At 46.4% G+C, this 17,204-nt stretch carries 13 protein-coding genes; 10 read left to right on the forward strand and 3 right to left on the reverse strand.

Annotated features, from left to right (window positions below):
• Nucleotides 1-101: 101 nt before the first annotated feature.
• Together F3I09_RS07045 and F3I09_RS07050 are read left to right on the forward strand one after the other, a co-directional pair.
• Complete coding sequence (locus tag F3I09_RS07045; RefSeq protein WP_149694334.1) at nucleotides 102-1,076, forward strand: deoxyhypusine synthase family protein; 975 nt, start codon at nucleotides 102-104, stop codon at nucleotides 1,074-1,076.
• A gap of 234 nt (nucleotides 1,077-1,310) precedes the next feature.
• Nucleotides 1,311-2,390, forward strand: a complete 1,080-nt coding sequence (locus tag F3I09_RS07050; protein ID WP_223233156.1) for an aldose epimerase family protein — start codon at nucleotides 1,311-1,313, stop codon at nucleotides 2,388-2,390.
• 389 nt (nucleotides 2,391-2,779) lie between these two features.
• Here F3I09_RS07050 and hemW read toward each other — a convergent pair whose 3' ends face one another.
• A complete protein-coding gene (hemW, locus tag F3I09_RS07055) occupies nucleotides 2,780-3,904 on the reverse strand; it encodes a radical SAM family heme chaperone HemW (RefSeq protein ID WP_149694336.1) in 1,125 nt (374 codons plus the stop codon).
• Between the two features lie 444 nt (nucleotides 3,905-4,348).
• Between hemW and F3I09_RS07060 the strand changes: the two genes are divergently transcribed.
• The 8 genes from F3I09_RS07060 to F3I09_RS07095 all read left to right on the forward strand — a co-directional run bounded on the left by F3I09_RS07060 (nucleotide 4,349) and on the right by F3I09_RS07095 (nucleotide 14,528).
• Nucleotides 4,349-5,428, forward strand: a complete 1,080-nt coding sequence (locus F3I09_RS07060) for a DUF4271 domain-containing protein (RefSeq protein ID WP_149694337.1) — start codon at nucleotides 4,349-4,351, stop codon at nucleotides 5,426-5,428.
• A 167-nt stretch (nucleotides 5,429-5,595) separates the two neighbouring features.
• Nucleotides 5,596-6,261 carry a uroporphyrinogen-III synthase gene (locus F3I09_RS07065; RefSeq protein WP_247812407.1) on the forward strand — a complete coding sequence of 222 codons (666 nt, stop codon included), beginning with the start codon at nucleotides 5,596-5,598 and terminating at the stop codon, nucleotides 6,259-6,261.
• 138 nt (nucleotides 6,262-6,399) lie between these two features.
• Entirely contained in the window at nucleotides 6,400-8,442 is a 2,043-nt protein-coding gene (locus tag F3I09_RS07070; protein WP_149694339.1) for a thioredoxin domain-containing protein, read from the forward strand.
• 468 nt (nucleotides 8,443-8,910) lie between these two features.
• On the forward strand, nucleotides 8,911-10,206 hold the full coding sequence (locus tag F3I09_RS07075) for an SUMF1/EgtB/PvdO family nonheme iron enzyme (RefSeq protein WP_223233157.1): 1,296 nt from the start codon (nucleotides 8,911-8,913) through the stop codon (nucleotides 10,204-10,206).
• A gap of 232 nt (nucleotides 10,207-10,438) precedes the next feature.
• Nucleotides 10,439-11,188 carry a gliding motility protein GldL gene (gene gldL, locus F3I09_RS07080; RefSeq protein WP_089829059.1) on the forward strand — a complete coding sequence of 250 codons (750 nt, stop codon included), beginning with the start codon at nucleotides 10,439-10,441 and terminating at the stop codon, nucleotides 11,186-11,188.
• Between the two features lie 61 nt (nucleotides 11,189-11,249).
• Complete coding sequence (gene gldM, locus F3I09_RS07085) at nucleotides 11,250-12,785, forward strand: gliding motility protein GldM (protein ID WP_149694341.1); 1,536 nt, start codon at nucleotides 11,250-11,252, stop codon at nucleotides 12,783-12,785.
• Between the two features lie 11 nt (nucleotides 12,786-12,796).
• Nucleotides 12,797-13,846, forward strand: a complete 1,050-nt coding sequence (gene gldN, locus F3I09_RS07090; RefSeq protein ID WP_149694342.1) for a gliding motility protein GldN — start codon at nucleotides 12,797-12,799, stop codon at nucleotides 13,844-13,846.
• A gap of 103 nt (nucleotides 13,847-13,949) precedes the next feature.
• On the forward strand, nucleotides 13,950-14,528 hold the full coding sequence (locus F3I09_RS07095) for a DinB family protein (protein ID WP_149694343.1): 579 nt from the start codon (nucleotides 13,950-13,952) through the stop codon (nucleotides 14,526-14,528).
• Between the two features lie 32 nt (nucleotides 14,529-14,560).
• On the opposite strand, the gene uvrC is transcribed toward F3I09_RS07095, so the two are convergent.
• Together uvrC and F3I09_RS07105 are read right to left on the reverse strand one after the other, a co-directional pair.
• A complete protein-coding gene (gene uvrC, locus F3I09_RS07100) occupies nucleotides 14,561-16,396 on the reverse strand; it encodes an excinuclease ABC subunit UvrC (RefSeq protein ID WP_149694344.1) in 1,836 nt (611 codons plus the stop codon).
• Between the two features lie 17 nt (nucleotides 16,397-16,413).
• Nucleotides 16,414-16,986 carry a hypothetical protein gene (locus tag F3I09_RS07105; RefSeq protein ID WP_149694345.1) on the reverse strand — a complete coding sequence of 191 codons (573 nt, stop codon included), beginning with the start codon at nucleotides 16,984-16,986 and terminating at the stop codon, nucleotides 16,414-16,416.
• Nucleotides 16,987-17,204 lie beyond the last annotated feature (218 nt).

A 17,204-nucleotide genomic window follows, 5' to 3' on the forward strand; every position in this document is an offset into this window, starting at 1 on the left:
CATAGTCAGTATAGTCCATAGTAGCAGCAGCTATTATGGGCTATTTTTTTTAATTCCTTACCTTTGCCGTTCTCTATTGGATTTTAAACTTATAAACGGACATGAATAAAGGGCCTATTTCTCAATTTATCCAGCACCACTACCGCCACTTCAATGCGGCTGCACTGGTGGATGCTGCAAAGGGATATGAAACACATTTGCTGGAGGGCGGTAAAATGCTGGTATCCCTTGCTGGTGCTATGAGTACCGCCGAGCTGGGTATTTCTTTCGCGGAAATGATCCGCCAGGGAAAAGTAGACATTATCTCCTGTACCGGGGCTAACCTGGAAGAGGATATAATGAACCTCGTTGCACACACACATTATAAAAGGGTGCCTCATTACCGTGACCTGAGCCCCCAGGAAGAATGGGATCTGCTGCAGGATGGCTTTAACAGGGTAACAGATACCTGTATACCAGAAGAGGAAGCTTTCCGTCGTATACAGGAACATATTCATAAGATCTGGAAAGATGCGGACGATAAAGGCGAACGCTATTTCCCACACGAATACATGTACAAGCTGCTGCTGAGCGGCGTGATGAAAGAGCATTACGAGATCGATCCGAAAAACAGCTGGATGATCGCTGCTGCTGAACGTAACATTCCGATCGTTGTACCAGGATGGGAAGACAGCACCATGGGTAACATCTTCGCATCCTACATCATCAAAGGTGAACTGAAGGCGTCTACCATGAAGAGCGGTATCGAGTACATGGTATGGCTGGCTGACTGGTACCGCAACAATTCCGCTGGTAAGGGCGTAGGCTTCTTCCAGATCGGTGGCGGTATAGCGGGCGACTTCCCTATCTGCGTGGTGCCAATGATGTACCAGGACCTGGAATGGCACGATGTTCCTTTCTGGAGCTATTTCTGCCAGATTTCTGACTCTACCACTTCTTACGGTTCTTATTCCGGGGCAGTGCCTAATGAGAAGATCACCTGGGGTAAACTGGATATTACCACTCCGAAATTTATCGTCGAATCTGATGCTACCATTGTAGCTCCATTGATATTTGCTTACCTGCTGGGCTGGTAAGAATATCTGTCAACAGATAAAATGCTATAATAGAACGCTGATCACTACTTTTTTTTGTGGTGATCAGCGTTTTACATTGGTGGAATGCTATCAGTTTTAATATAAAAAGGGTATATTGTACCCTTATAACTTCCAAATATGAAAAACATTATTCCACTTCTAACAGTGGCGGCCGCGGTAAGCATAAGCGCCTGCCAGTCTGGTCCAAAAACCAATAATAATTCATTAGATAGTATGAGTACGAATCAAGACGCTGTTTCCGCAGGACAGATATCAGATGCTGCATTTGACAAAATGGTTGACGGCAAACAGGTGAAACTGTATCACCTGAAAAAAGGCAACCTCGAGGCAGCCATCACAAACTATGGTGCCAAAATCGTTAGCCTGATGGCTCCTGACAAACAAGGACAACTGGCTGATGTGGAACTGGGCTATGACAACATTGACCAGTATGTGAACACCAAGGAAAGGTATTATGGCGGTATCGTTGGACGTTACGGTAACCGTATTGCCAAAGGAAAGTTCAAAGTGGATGGCAAAGAATACTCCCTGGCACAAAACAACGGCGTAAACCACCTGCATGGCGGTAAAAAGGGCTTTAATGACGTGGTATGGGATGCTGAGCAACCTAATGATCACACCCTGAAGCTGCATTACCTGTCAAAAGACGGTGAAGAAGGATATCCCGGTAACCTGGACATCACACTTACCTACGAGCTGACAGACAGCAATGAGGTAAAGATCGACTATACTGCTACTACCGATAAGGCGACTGTAGTAAACCTGACCAATCACTCTTTCTTTAACCTGCATGGCGCCGGTAACGGGGATATCAATGATCACATTATGTACATCAATGCTGATAAATATACCCCGGTTGACAGTACCCTGATCCCTAAGGGTAAACTGGAGCCGGTAAAAGGCACTCCAATGGACTTTACCACTCCTGCCAAAATCGGAGAGAGAGTGGATGCTGATTTCGAGCAGCTGAAATTCGGTAAAGGCTATGACCACAACTATGTACTGAACAAAAAAAGCAAGGAGCTGTCACTGGCAGCTACCGTACAGGAACCACAAAGCGGCCGTTTCCTGGAAGTGTGGACAACCGAACCTGGTGTACAGTTCTATGGCGGTAACTTCCTGGATGGTACCGATAAGGGCAAGGAAGGTAAAACCTACGCTCACCGTGGTGCTTTCTGCCTGGAAACACAGCATTACCCTGATTCTCCTAACCAGCCATCTTTCCCTTCAGTAGTGCTGAAGCCAGGTGAGACTTATACGTCTACCTGTGTGTACAAGTTTGGTGTGAAGTAAGGAGGAGTTCGTTAAGATAATTCGGAGCCATAGTACCTGCGGGTGCTATGGCTTTTTTTGTGTCTTTTGGGGCAGGATATAACCAGCATCAGACTAGCATATGACCAGGATCTTCTTACGTTCTTCTTCCGTTAAAAACGGAGGAAGAACGGAGGAAGAACGGAGGAAGATCCTGGTCATATGCTAGTCATATGCTAGCTTAAGATCCGGTTCGGCTTCGCTTGAAATGGCCTTCGACGCCCTAGCTAAAGGCGCTGTAGTCCTGCATTAGCATAGCTATTCTATAGCGTTGGCTATAGAACAGAGCCTATAAAGCTATAGTATAGCGCCTATAGGCTATAGTCTCTACCGAATATCAAGCGAATCTCGACGATATCTCAGGCATATCATCAGGAAAACAGGTCAGAAGCAATCCCATCCGCAAATAATCTTCCTTCCGGCGTCAATACCAGCGCCTCCCCTTTAAGCACCATCCAGCCTTTGTCTATAAAAGGCCGGGCCATTTTCAGCAGCGTGTCGCGTTTTTCTGTACCGAAGCGATCAGCTACCACGGGCAGCAGGCAGCCCTGGGAGGTGCGGAGGGTGGTCATGATATATTCGTTCAGCATCATAGATGGGGTCAGTTCTTCCTGTTCAAAGGGAACGGTGTCCTGCTCCATACTTTTGATGTAAAGGGCATTATTGGCGATGTTCCACTGGCGGGAATAGCCATTGAATGAGTGAGCAGAGGGGCCTAAGCCCAGATAAGGCTGGGACTGCCAGTAGCTGCTGTTATGCCTGGAATGCCATCCAGGCAGGGCGAAGTTGGAGATCTCGTAATGTTCATAGCCTGCTTTGTCCATCCACTGCATGAGCATTTCAAAATGCCTGGCGGCCTTGTCGGTATCCACAGCGGCTACTTTCTTTTTACGGATGAACTGGTCCAGGGCAGTGCCAGGTTCTACCGTAAGGGCGTAACAGGAAAGATGCTGTACGCCGAGGTCAATAGCCTGTTGTACGTTGGCGGCCCAGCCTTCGTCAGTGAGTGTAGGTCCGCCGTAGATCAGGTCTATGGTCAGGTTATTAAATCCTGCCGCCTGTGCATCACGGATACATTGTAAAGCCTGCCGGCTGTCGTGCGCCCGGTTCATCCAGCGGAGGTCTTCCTCGTGGAAAGACTGCACCCCGATACTCAGCCGGTTAATCCCGGCGGTGCGGAGGTCCCTGAGTTTTTCTGGCGAGAGGTCATCAGGATTGGCTTCCAGGGTGATCTCTGCGTCAGGGGATATTTGGAAGGTATTGTACAGTTTGTCCAGCAGTTGCTGCAGGTCTTCCCTGCTCAGGAGGCTGGGAGTTCCGCCTCCGAAGTAGATGCTGGTAACGGTTTGACCGGCGAGGTAATCCTTTTGCAGCGTGATTTCCCGCAGCATTTGCTTTATCAGGGCCGGTTGTTGTGCAAGAGAGGTGGAAAAATGAAAATTGCAGTAGTAACAAGCCTGTTTGCAAAAAGGAATATGTAGATAGATACCTGCCATGTTGTTGTTGTTCGATGAATTGGAATTGTTCCCGCTTGCCGATGTTTCTGACTGACAGCCAGGGGGTGATCCCAATGAAAGCAGCGGCAAAGGTACGCTAATACTGAGGTATTATTCTTCCGGGGAGTGCCGGAAAAGGATACGATAGATACTGTGAAGGTTAGTATATCAAAATTGTGACATATTGCGTTAATAGAATGGATGCGGCTTTTGAAAGGGCTTTCGCATTTGCTATCCTCTGATAGCTCCGGGCTTTCAGGATCTGAAGCCGGGGTGGATGAAAGGGATGAGCGCAGATAGCTGCCTAAGTCCGGATGCATGTATCGGGAATTGCTGAATATGCTTAAATAAGTATGTGGTTATTATAGCGTATGAACCTACTGAGGATAGACAATTTTTATATCTTTGCCCAACTTTAAACGGCATTCATTAAAATATTTCCTGGTGCGAAACTGGTTGTTATTCCTGTTCATTATACCCTGTTTACGTTTGGCGGCTCAGACGGATAGTACTGTACGGCAGGAGCCGGCAGTACAGAGTGCACCTGCAAAAGTGCAGAATGCCCCCCGTGATACGGCTGTCAGGCCAGCGAAAAAGAAAGTGCCGGTAATCAAAAAAGATAGTGCTGGTGTAACAATACCCGCGAGCGCTTTAAAGCCTGCAGCTCCGGCAGCGGCTGTTGCTGTTCCGGCCGCTGTAACGCCTGCTGTTCCAGTAACTTCCGCTGATAGTGCGCAGCAGCAGGCTGTCGTACCTTCGAGGCAGGAAACGGCCTTTGATCTGTTCCTGAAAGATCTGACGGCAAAGAATGTGTTTTTAAGGAGCAATAAGCCCTCCCGGCTGGATGTGAATAAACTAAGGACGTATGAAGATCTTGACTGGCTGGTATATGTGATGACGGGTGTGGTGTTGTTGCTGGGCATCATCCGGTTGAGCTATCTGAAATACTTCTCTGACCTGTTCCGGGCATTTTTGAACCCAACGCTGAGCCAACGTCAGCTAAAGGACCAGTTATCGCAGTCGCCTTTCCCCAATTTCCTGCTGAACAGCTTTTTTGTGATCAGCCTGGCATTGTACCTCTATCTGCTGATGTATCGTCAGCAGTATATCACCAGTAACACTGCCTGGATGGCCATCCCCGGACTGATTGTACTGGTGACCGTTGTATATGGGGTAAAATACCTGATGCTGCGTTTCTGTGGCTGGTTATTCGGCAGCAGCGAGCTGGCGGATGCCTATATCTTCATATTGTACCTGATCAATAAGGTTTTGGGCATTTTGCTGGTGCCGTTCCTGGTGATTTTAGCGTTTTGTACGCCGGAATTGGCAAAAGCCTTTATGTATATCTCTATATTCTTTATTGTTTTATTGGTGGCATACCGGTATATCCGGTCGTATTCAGTGGTAAAACAATACTTATCTTTCAGCAGATTGCATTTTTTTCTTTACCTTTGCGCATTCGAAGTAGCGCCGGTTTTAATAATAACTAAGGTGTTGCTGGTCGCGTTAACTGGCGGTCTCTGATTTTAAAACTGCCTATTGTTAACACAAGAGCAAAAAAACGTATGATTAAAGGCGGGCCAAAAAAAGATTTGCAAGCAAAACACATTCAGTCAATTCTAATTTCCCAACCTAAGCCTGAAACAGAAAAATCACCATACTTTGAACTAGCGAAAAAATTCAATGTAAAATTGGATTTTTATCCGTTTATAAGGGTGGAGGGGCTGTCCGCAAAAGACTTCAGGAAACAAAAGATTGACATACAGAACTTTACGGCTGTTATTTTTACCAGCCGGAACGCTGTAGACCATTTTTTCAGGATCTGTGAGGAAATGAAGATTAAGGTGTCGCAGGACTGTAAGTACTTCTGTATTACAGAAGCCATTGCCCTGTATTTGCAGAAATTCATCCTATACCGGAAACGTAAAGTATTCTACGGTGCAGACGGGTCTACCAAAAGCCTGCTGGAAGTGATGAACAAGCACCGTGACAATGAAAAGTTCCTCTTCCCCAGCTCTGACAGTCAACGTAAAGATATTGAAGAGTGGCTGAAAGCCAATAAGTGTGAATACGCTACTGCTACGCTGTACAAAACAGTGTCCAACGATGTGAAGGAATTGCTGGAAGGTACTGAATATGATATGATCGTCTTCTTCAGCCCTTATGGTGTAAAATCCCTGTTTGAGAACGTTCCGAAGTTCGAACAGAATGGCACCCGTATCGGCTCTTTCGGTCCTACTACTTCCGCGGCAGTTGAGGAAGCCGGCCTGAGACTGGATGTAAAAGCGCCTACTCCACAGGCGCCTTCCATGGTAGCGGCTCTTGAGCAGTACCTGGCGACGATAAACAAAAAATAACACGAAAATTACCGTAAAATAATTGAGTAAAGGGACAGCAAACGCTGTCCCTTTGTTATATTTGAAGTAACAAAAGGGGATCAGGGAGAACACTGGCAAACCAGAATACTGTAGAAAAACAAGAGAATAACCATAACTGTGAACAGACTAGCGAAAGAAACCAGTCCTTACCTGCTGCAGCATGCGCACAACCCGGTAGATTGGTATCCATGGGGAGATGAAGCGCTGCAAAGGGCCAAAGCAGAAAATAAGCCTATTTTAGTCAGTATCGGATATGCCGCCTGCCACTGGTGTCATGTTATGGAGCGGGAGAGTTTCGAAGATGCAGAAACTGCCCGTATCATGAACGAACTTTTCATCAATATCAAAATAGACAGGGAAGAACGTCCGGATCTGGACCACATCTACATGGATGCGGTACAGGCAATGACAGGTTCCGGCGGCTGGCCGCTGAATGTGTTCCTGACGCCCGATAAGCTGCCTTTTTACGGAGGGACTTATTTCCCACCGGTGAAAGCATTTAACCGTCCTTCCTGGAAGGAAGTGTTGCTGGCATTGTCCCAGGCTTTCAGGGAGCGCAGGGGAGACCTGGAAACACAGGCGGAGAATATGCGGGAACACCTGGCGCAGGCTTCCCGGTTTGGCGAGAAGCCCATTGATCTGCAACTGGTGCCGAAGGAAGAGTTGTTTACGAAAGAACAGTGTAATACGATCTTCAGCAACATGATGCAGCAGGGAGATAAGGAATGGGGAGGTTTTGGAAGTGCCCCCAAGTTTCCCGGAACGTTTATTATTCAGTACCTGTTGAGGTATCATCATAGTTTTAATGAGCCACAGGCGCTGCAACAGGCCCTGTTATCCCTGGACAAAATGATCCGGGGAGGGATCTATGATCAGCTGGGCGGTGGATTTGCCCGTTATAGCACGGACGCCAGATGGCTGGCGCCCCATTTTGAAAAGATGCTATATGACAATGCCTTACTGGTGGACGTGATGAGTGATGCATACCAGCTGACACGGAATGAGTTGTATGCAAAGACGATAGCAGATACCCTGGGGTTTGTGGAAAGGGAGATGACGGATGCCGGTGGTGGTTTTTACAGTGCGCTGGACGCAGATTCGGAGGGTGTGGAAGGGAAATTCTACACCTGGAGCAGGGAAGAGATAGAAGTGGTACTTGGTGCGGACGCGGCTTTATTCTGCGCATTTTATGATGTGACGGAACACGGCAACTGGGAGGAAACCAATATTTTATGGATCACGAAGCCGGCAGCGGTTTTTGCGGCAGAGAACGGACTCACGGAAGAAGCGCTGGAAAGAAGCCTGGCAGTCAGCAGGGAAAAACTGATGGCGGTAAGGGCGAAGCGGATCAGACCAGGGCTGGATGACAAGATTATATTGGGGTGGAATGCGCTGATGATACACGCCTGTTGTAGGGCTTATGCCGCACTAGGCGTGGAGCAATACCGGGAGATGGGCATAAAAGCGATGAATTTTTGCCTGAATAATCTGCAACAGGTTGATAAACAATCTTTTTTTCATACATTTAAAGCCGGCGTAGCGAAATATCCGGCATTCCTGGATGATTATGCGTGGCTGGTACGTGCTTTGATCGCTTTGCAGGAAGTAACGGGAGACGCCGGGTGGCTTGAAAAAGCCCGGGAACTAACGGAGTATGTCATTACGAATTTTTCAGATGAAGGGGACCTCTATTTCTATTATACGGAAGCCGGCCAAACCGATGTTATCGTACGTAAGAAGGAAGTTTATGATGGAGCCACTCCCAGTGGCAATGCTGTAATGGCGTCTAATCTGCTCTATCTATCAATCGTTTATGACAAAAAGCACTGGTCAGAGCGGGGCATAGCTATGCTGGCAGGGCAATCGCAGATGGCGGTAAGGTATTCTACTTCATTTGGCGTATGGGCAGGGTTGTTATTACAGCTTGTGAACGGGGTAAAAGAGATAGCGGTGGTAGGAAATGATTATAAATCCCGGATGCAGGATACTAACAGGCATTATATTCCGTTTAAAGTAATACTGGGAGCTACAACTGACAAACCGGGAATTCCGCTATTAGAACAGCGGGAACGGCCAGGAGAGACGCTTATATATGTCTGCGAGCATTATCATTGTATTAAGCCAGTTAATTATATAGAGGAAATAATTAATTTAAAATAATATTTATGTATCTTGCATGACCATATCTGTGTAAAATGCGCACGGAAAAATGATTTTAGAAGATATAATAAAATGTTAAAAAGTACGTTTAATTTAAACGTCACGCTTCCCTCAGGGGGCATGAAAAAGTTGGATGAAAACTAACTACGGATTAAAATTAATCGTTACATTTGTTATCTTGCTTAAGAGTGGAGATAGATTGAGCAGAGGGGTAGAGTGCTGACTTTGAAGAAAAATACCTTCCAAAAAGGGAATGAATTTAAAAGTGAAACCAACAAGTAGAACAACCGCTAAATTTCTGAAGTTGCCCTTAACAACTTTAGGGTCATTGTGTGTGAATGGCTGGTTGGTTAACGGTCAGACCGGACAGACCGGCAAGACCTTCGGCCATGTTTCAGAACATAGCGACACCCTCAGTAGCATTGTGGCCAATGTAAACTGCGTCGCCTACGAAATAAATGATTTTCAATGAAAGCTACCCTTATGAAGCTTAATTTTTCAAGTGGTCTGTTAGCAGTATTGCTGGTAAGCCTGCTCGCCAGCTGCGGTGGTAGTAAAACCCCCAAAAATGCGCAAGGACAGCTGATCGGCGTAAGTCCCAGACCTAAGTATTTCCCGCCAGTGCCCTATGGAATGGTTTACGTTCCTTCCGGAACATTTCACATGGGTCCCAGCGATGAGGATTTGAACTACGCGTACACCGCCCGTAACAAGTCTATTTCTATCTCCGGTTTCTATATGGATGCTACGGAGATCACAAATAACGAGTACAGGCAGTTCGTACAGTGGGTGACAGATTCTATTGCCCACATTATGCTGGGTGACGTAAAGAACGATGGTGGTGAGGATTATATCGATTGGAAGAAGAAAATCAATTACAGGGATAAATCCACCATGGAGAAACTGGAGGGTATGACCTATGCACCTGAAGACCGTCTGTATGGACGTAAGGAATTCGATGTGCGTAAACTGGTTTACCATGCAGAAACCTTCAACTGGGAGCAAGCCAAGTTGCGTGAGAACGCAAACAAGTCCCGTTCGAAGTTCATTGTTAAGAAGGATGTTGCTATCTATCCTGACACATTGTGCTGGATCCGCGACTTCTCTTACGCTTACAATGAGCCAATGACGAGGATGTACTTCTGGCACCCTGCGTTCGATAACTATCCGGTAGTAGGGATAACCTGGCACCAGGCTAACGCTTTCGCTGAATGGCGTAGTAAGTTCTGGGAGGACTACCGTATCTCTAAGAAATTATTCACTGAAGATAAATTCCAGCTTCCTTCAGAAGCGCAGTGGGAATATGCAGCACGTGGTGGCAGAGAGCAATCTCCTTACCCATGGGGTGGTTATTACCTGCGTAACAAGAAAGGTTGCTTGCTGGCTAACTTTAAACCAGGTCGTGGTAACTATCCTGAAGACGGTGGTTTCTACACTGTAAGAGCGGATGCTTACTGGCCAAACGACTACGGTTTATATAATATGTCAGGTAACGTAGCTGAGTGGACACAGGACATTTATTATGAGAACGCGTACTCTTTCACATCTGATATGAACCCATACCTCCGTATGGACATACCGGATAGCGCGGTTCCGAAAATGAAACGTAAAGCTGTAAGAGGTGGTTCCTGGAAAGATATCGGGTATTTCCTACAGACAGGTACACGTTCCTACGAATATCAGGATAGTGCTAAATCCTACATTGGATTCAGATGTACGATCGCATTCCTGAGCCGTTCTAAAAACGATTTTGGTCACAGGTAAGAACTATAGTAACAGCCATTACGGATAGATGAGCGAGAAAACAGGCAGTATCGAAGAGACAGGACCAATATTCCTGTATGCCTTTGGGACGGGCATGTGTGAGATAATCAAATTTAAATATGTTGATATGAGACACCGTATGATGTACATTGGGAAACTGCAAATCATCGTTGAGCAACAACTATTCCATAACAATTTAACCTTTAACACTTTAACCAGTAAATTTTGACCTATGGCTATGAATCCTACTACATCGAAATGGCTTAATTTCTTTGTTTGTGTCGCAGCATCAGTAGTAATTATCGGAGCGTTGTTCAAACTGCAACACTGGCCAGGCGCGGATATCGCCCTGATCGTTGGTTTGAGCACTGAAGCGCTTATCTTCTTCGTTTATGCATTCGTACCAGATAGTGGTGGTCACGAGGGTGCTGCTCATGTAGCAGTTGTATCCGGTGGTAGCCCTGCGCTGGCTGGTCTGGATAAAATGCTTGAAGAAGCTGACATCACTCCGGTTAGTTTACAGCGTCTGAGCGAGAACTTCCAGAAATTAGGTTCCACAGTAGATAAGATGCGGGATATCAGTGACGTAGTTGCCGCTACAGGTGATTACACACAAAAAACAAGAGAAGCTGCGAGCGCAATCGGTAACGTAGCTCATGCTTACACTACTGCTGCTTCAGCTGTATCTTCTTTCAACAGTGCTTCTGAATCTACAAGAAGCTTCCACGAGCAGATGCAGGGTATGACCAAAAACCTGGCTTCCCTGAATGCTATCTACGAACTGGAACTGCAGGATACTAACAATCACCTGAAAGCTATGAACAACTTCTATAGCAATCTGCTGAATGTATCCCAGGCAATGACCAGCAGCGTAGACGATGCGCGCAAAACACAGGATCAGATCTCTAAACTGGCTCATAACCTGACTAGCCTGAACACCGTTTACGGTAACATGCTCAGCGCTATGCACAGTGCGAGATAAGGTAACGCTTATAGTTTATTTGAATTAACAACAGACAATCATTCAAACCTGAGAACAAACTATGGCACTACCTAAAGATCCCAGGCAAAAGATGATCAATATCATGTACCTGGTCTTGACGGCCATGCTGGCATTGAACGTCTCTGCTGAGATATTGAACGCATTTAATATAGTAAACAATTCAATCAATACTTCGAATAAATCGATCACAGACAAGAACAACGATACCTATCTCGCTTTCGAGCAGAAAATGTCGGAAGATGCTGCAAAAGCAGGTCCCTTCAAACAGAAAGCAGAACAGGTAAAAGTTGCTTCCGCTGAGATGTATACTTTCCTGGATTCACTGAAAGAGAGAATCGTTAGAGAAAGTGGTGGACGTGATGAATTTGGTGAACTGAAAAGTAAAGATAACCTGGACGCTCCTACCCGTGTGATGGAGAATCAGAAACAGGGTCCTTTACTGGAACAGAAACTGAAAGATTTACGTGCAAGATTACTGACTTACGTAGAGGCAAAAGATAAAGACAAGTTCGACAAATCTCTGCCGCTGCACGTCGAAATTGGTAAAGCACATGGCGGTGGACATGGTCCTGCAAAAGACTGGACTTCCTACCACTTCAACATGGTGCCAGCTATCGCAGCTGTTACCATCCTGAGTAAATTCCAGAACGACATCAAGAACTCAGAAGCCCTGATCATTGATGACCTGTATGCTCAGATCGGTAAGAGAGATTTCCACTTCGATAAGATCAAGCCTTTCGTTTCCCTGAACTCAAAGAACCTGATGGAAGGACAAACGTTAACAGCACAGGTAGCAGTAGGTGCTTACAGCAGCACTGTAAATCCTGAAATCGTTGTAAACGGTTCCGCAGTAACTGCGAGCGAAGGTCTGGGTCAATACACTATGGTGGTTTCCGGTATCGGTGAAAAAACCATCTCTGGTAGTGTTAAAATGACCGACCCAAGTGGCCAGGTAATTAACATGCCTTTCAGCGAAACTTATAGTGTAGGTGCTTCTACTACTTCCATCTCTGCCGACAAAATGAACGTACTGTACATTGGTCTGCAGAACCCGATCTCCATCTCTGCCGGTGGTGTTCCTGCTGAAAAAGTATCTGCAGGTATCAATAACGGTAGCATGACGAAGACCGGTGCTGGTAAGTACTCTGTAGTGGTAACCAAACCAGGTACTGCGATGATCACTGTAAACGGTGATATCGATGGTAAGGTGAAAACACTGGGTTCTAAAGAATTCCGTATCAAATACATTCCTGACCCGGTGCTGAAAGTGGGTATGAGCAGAGGTCCTTTCATGAAGGCTTCCGAGTTCAAAGTACAGGGTGGTTTACGTGCTGACCTGGAAGACTTCCTTTTCGAAGGTGTTAGATACGAAGTTGTTAGCTATCGTATCGGTATCGACGCAAAAGGTAAGGACTATGCAGAAGCTGATGCAAACTCCGCTTACTTCCCAAGCAGCGTAATGCCGGTGATCCGTTCCATGAGAGCAGGTGATATCGTATACTTCGATAACATCCGCGTTAAAGGTCCGGATGGAAGGGTAAGAGATATGCCTAACGTCAATTTCAAGATTAACTAATATTATTTTCTATGCGAGCAGTCATCCTTAACAGAATTGGTTGGTGTTCCCTCCTGCTGGTATTAGTACTGGCATCAGAGGCCAACGCACAACGCCGTCGCGGCGGAGGAACAACACGTCGTACCCCGGCTGTAGATAATGCAACTACACCAACTCAGGATGCTTCAGTTGTAAATCCCGCTACCGGTAACAGCGTTACTACACCACCGCCAGCTCCTACCGGAGCAGATGGGGCTTCCCTTCGCCCGGATGGCATTGGTATTCCAGTAGATACCCCACGCAAATCCCTGCGTACGGATGGCATCTCTGAAAAGAACTTCATCAAGGACCGTGTGCCTATCGCTTACGACCATATCCGCTCAGATGACGAATTCTGGGAAAAGAAGGTATGGCAGGTGATCGACACCCGTGAAAAGATGAACCTTCCTTTCCAGTACAATGTTGAGGATGAATCAGGTACAAACCAGCTGTTCATTAACATCCTGCTAAACGCGATTAAGAACAAGGAAGTTGAAGCGTTCAGCGCTATCGACGACAGGTTCACTACCGTATTGCCTTATGCTGACATTCAGACTAAACTGAGCGGCGAAGAAAAAACAGTACGTAGTATCGACCCTGTAACCGGTGAAGAGAAAATGGTAACTACCCGTGATGAGTTTGACCCACGTACTGTAGTTCAGTACAAGATCAAGGAAATCTGGGTGTTCGATAAAGAAGCATCTGCACTGAAAGTACGTATCCTCGGTATCGCACCAATGGTATCACGTATGAATGAAGATGGTTCCTTCCGTGCAGCTATCCCACTGTTCTGGGTATATTATCCTGATCTGCGTCCTGTATTGGCCAGATACGATGTATACAACCAGAATAACGATGCGGCTACCATGAGTTGGGAAGACCTTTTCGAAATGCGTTTCTTCTCCAGCTTTGTGATCAAGGAAAACAACACTTACAACCGCGAGATCAAGGATTACATTAAAGATGGTACCATGCGCCTCCTGGAAGGTCAGGCGGTTAAGGATAAAATCTTTAACAAAGAACAGGATATGTGGCAGTATTAATCTGCTCGCTGTATAAAGAAACTGAAAGGGAGTCTGTTTAACAGGCTCCCTTTTTGTTTTTCCCTTTTCGCTGTTACTTTTGTGGGCAATCAATCACCTGTATATGTCCGCGAAATTTGAGACCCCTGTTCTACTGAAAGAACTTCACCTGCAGATTGATGATCTGCTGAAAACTGCCAACGAACAATTTGCATCTGCTCCCAAAGAAGTTCTCCTGCGGCAGCCGGCTCCGGAAAAATGGAGTGTGGCCCAATGCCTGGATCATTTGAATGCCTATTCCCGTTTTTATGTGCCTGCCATGGAAAGGGCGATGCAGTCCGCCTTAACGGGCAGTCTTCCTCCTTCACCTGCTAATACTTTTAAAAGCGGCTGGCTGGGGAACTATTTCACAAAAATGATGGAGCCTAAAACAGATGGTCAGCCGGGTATGAAGATGCAGGCTCCGAAGGCCTATCGTCCCATGTCTGACCTGGATGCGGGTAAAGTGGTGTCTGAGTTCATGGAATGGCAGCAGAAGACAAAGGCGCTGCTCGACCAGGCACAATATGTTAACCTGCAAAAGCTGAAGATCCCTACTACCCTGGGTAACTGGCTGAAGTTTTCACTGGGAGATACCTTCCGCTTTGTTATAGCGCACGAACGCCGCCATGTAGCCCAGGCGCTCAGGGCGAAGGCACAATAGGCTGCTGATAATACAGACAGGAAATTATGTTGTTATGATGCCGGCGGAGTGTCTGTTTGTCCGGTAGCCGGATGGAAATGGGCATAAACCAGCCTTGCTTTGGCGGTGCCTATTTCTTTTACCAGATCGTCCTCCGTAAGGAGTTTTATTTTAGCAACGGAACGGAAGGTTTTCAGGAGCTGGGTGGCTGTATTCTCCCCTATGCCTTTGATGCCTTCCAGTTCGTTCTTAAAAGTGCCTTTACTACGCTTCTGGCGGTGGAAGGTGATACCAAAACGGTGTACCTCGTCACGCACCCGGCGGATGAGTTTCAGACTTTCACTATCGTAGGGCAGCTTGATACTGTCCTTGTCACCAGGGAAAAAGATCTCTTCTTCATTCTTAGCCAGGCCTACTACCGTCATGCTTCCAATGAGGTCCAGCTCGCGTATACTTTCCATAGCCGATCCAAGCTGGCCCTTACCACCATCTATGATAACCAGCTGGGGTAAAGGCTGCTGTTCTGCCAGTAAACGGCTGTAACGGCGGTATACCACCTCCTTCATGGAAGCGAAGTCGTTGATGCCCTGTACCGTCTTGATATTGAAATGGCGATAGTCTTTCTTAGAGGCTACTCCGTCTTTGAACACCACGCAGGCAGATACCGGGTAGCTTCCCTGGAAGTTGGAGTTATCGAAACATTCAATATGCAAAGGAAGTTCCTGTAGCTCGAGGTCGGCCTGCAACTGATACAGCACCTTCTTTCTTTCCATATCACTTTTACCTTCCAGGTGCAGGATCTTTTTGCGGTAGAGTTCTTCCCTGAAATAGTCTACGTTCTTTTCAGAGAGCTCCAGCAGTTTCTTCTTATCCCCTCCTTTCGGCACTGACACGGTGATATGTTCTTCCGGATATTCTATTTCGATAGGTACGATGATCTCCCGGCTCAGGCTCTGGAAAGCGTCGCGCAGGTAGCTGACAGCATAGGTAAGCACCTCTGTATCGTCTTCTTCCAGTTTCTTTTCCAGGGTTACTGTTTTAGTATCTGCAATAGTCCCGTTCAGTACACGGAGGTAATTCACATAAGCGTAGTTGCCTTCACTGATGATAGAGAATACATCCACATTGCCTATCCGGGTATTTACGATCGTTGATTTGGCCTGGTATGCCTGCAGGCTTTCTATTTTCTTCCGTACAATCTCTGCTTTCTCAAATTCCATGTTCATTGCATGCTCCTGCATCTGGGTACGGAACAGCTGTAAAACAGGGCTCAGATTTCCCTTAAGGATATTCTTTACCTGCTGCAGTCCCTCCCGATAGTCTTCTTCTGTCTGTAATCCTTCGCAGGGCCCTTTACAGTTGCCAAGATGATACTCAAGGCATACCTTGTATTTCCCTTTGTTGATATTTTGCGGCGAGAGATTCAGGTTGCAGGTACGCAGGGGAATGTTGTAACGGATCACTTCCAGTAGTTCGCGCACGCGGCCTACAGAGGTGAAAGGCCCCAGGTATTCTGAACCGTCTTTGATAACATTACGGGTCAGGAACACACGGGGATATGATTCATGTTTTATAACGATGTAAGGATAGGTTTTATCATCCTTCAGGTTAATATTGAACTTGGGCTGGAACTGTTTGATCAGTGAATTTTCCAGCAGGAATGCATCCTGTTCAGAGCCGACGATGGTGAATTCAATGTGATGGATTGTTTCTACCAGCCGGCGTGTTTTATAGTTATCATGATACTTTACAAAATATGAGCTAACCCTTTTGCGCAGGCTTTTGGCTTTTCCTACGTAAAGTAATTCACCGGCTTCGCTGTAATACTTATAAATGCCAGGTTGAAGGGGTATGGTATGTGATATCTGTTGAAACTCCGCTGCTGTCATGTTCTAATGAAGATCTGTTAGGGGTGTCTGAGCAGAACTTTCACATCCAGTTCCCTGGCGGGCAGAAATGCGATCTTCTGCCAGGTCACAATACGGATATGTTTGTTATGCTGGTACACCAGGTTTTGCTGGTATTCGTATACCAGGTTCTGGACGTGCTTATTCATCTGCACATTCGTAATATGTTGCTGGTTGTCAATATCCATGATCACTTCCTGAGGTACGGTGGCCATATTCCTGGCCTTGTACATGAGGGAATGTGTACCGGTGAACTGATCTGCCAGCAGAATGGTATCGTATGCACCCTGCAGGGACGGTTTATTCAGGTCCACTTCCAGGAAAGGCGCCAGCAGGTGTTGTAACTGTGCTGAATCAGGGGCGGTAATGGTCAGACTGTCGCGCTGGCCGTTCATGACGATGGTTTTCTCTAAGGCTGGTTTATGTGTATTGATGCTATTCAGTTCTTCCTGAAAATAACCTTTGAGATCCCTGTACGTATGCTCTTTACTCTGACTGGCCCTGTCTCCGGTACGGCAGGAAACAGTTAAAGCAACAACAGCCACCAATGTCCATGAAAAACGATGATCCATCCTGCAAATTTAGTGAAGAACGTTTAAAGCTACGAGTATATGATGTGGGGAAGGCAAATACTATAAAAAAGTTAATGCGCCGTGAAAACGGCGCATCTGATGCATGAGCAAATCTGTCGAGAGCACTAAAAAACGTAAAACGTATTATCTCCGTGAATAGTTACAGGACAGAAATAATATAAAATAAGAAAGCTGTCCACCACAGGCGGACAGCTTTC

The organism is Chitinophaga sp. CF418 (assembly GCF_900142925.1).
GTDB lineage: Bacteria > Bacteroidota > Bacteroidia > Chitinophagales > Chitinophagaceae > Chitinophaga.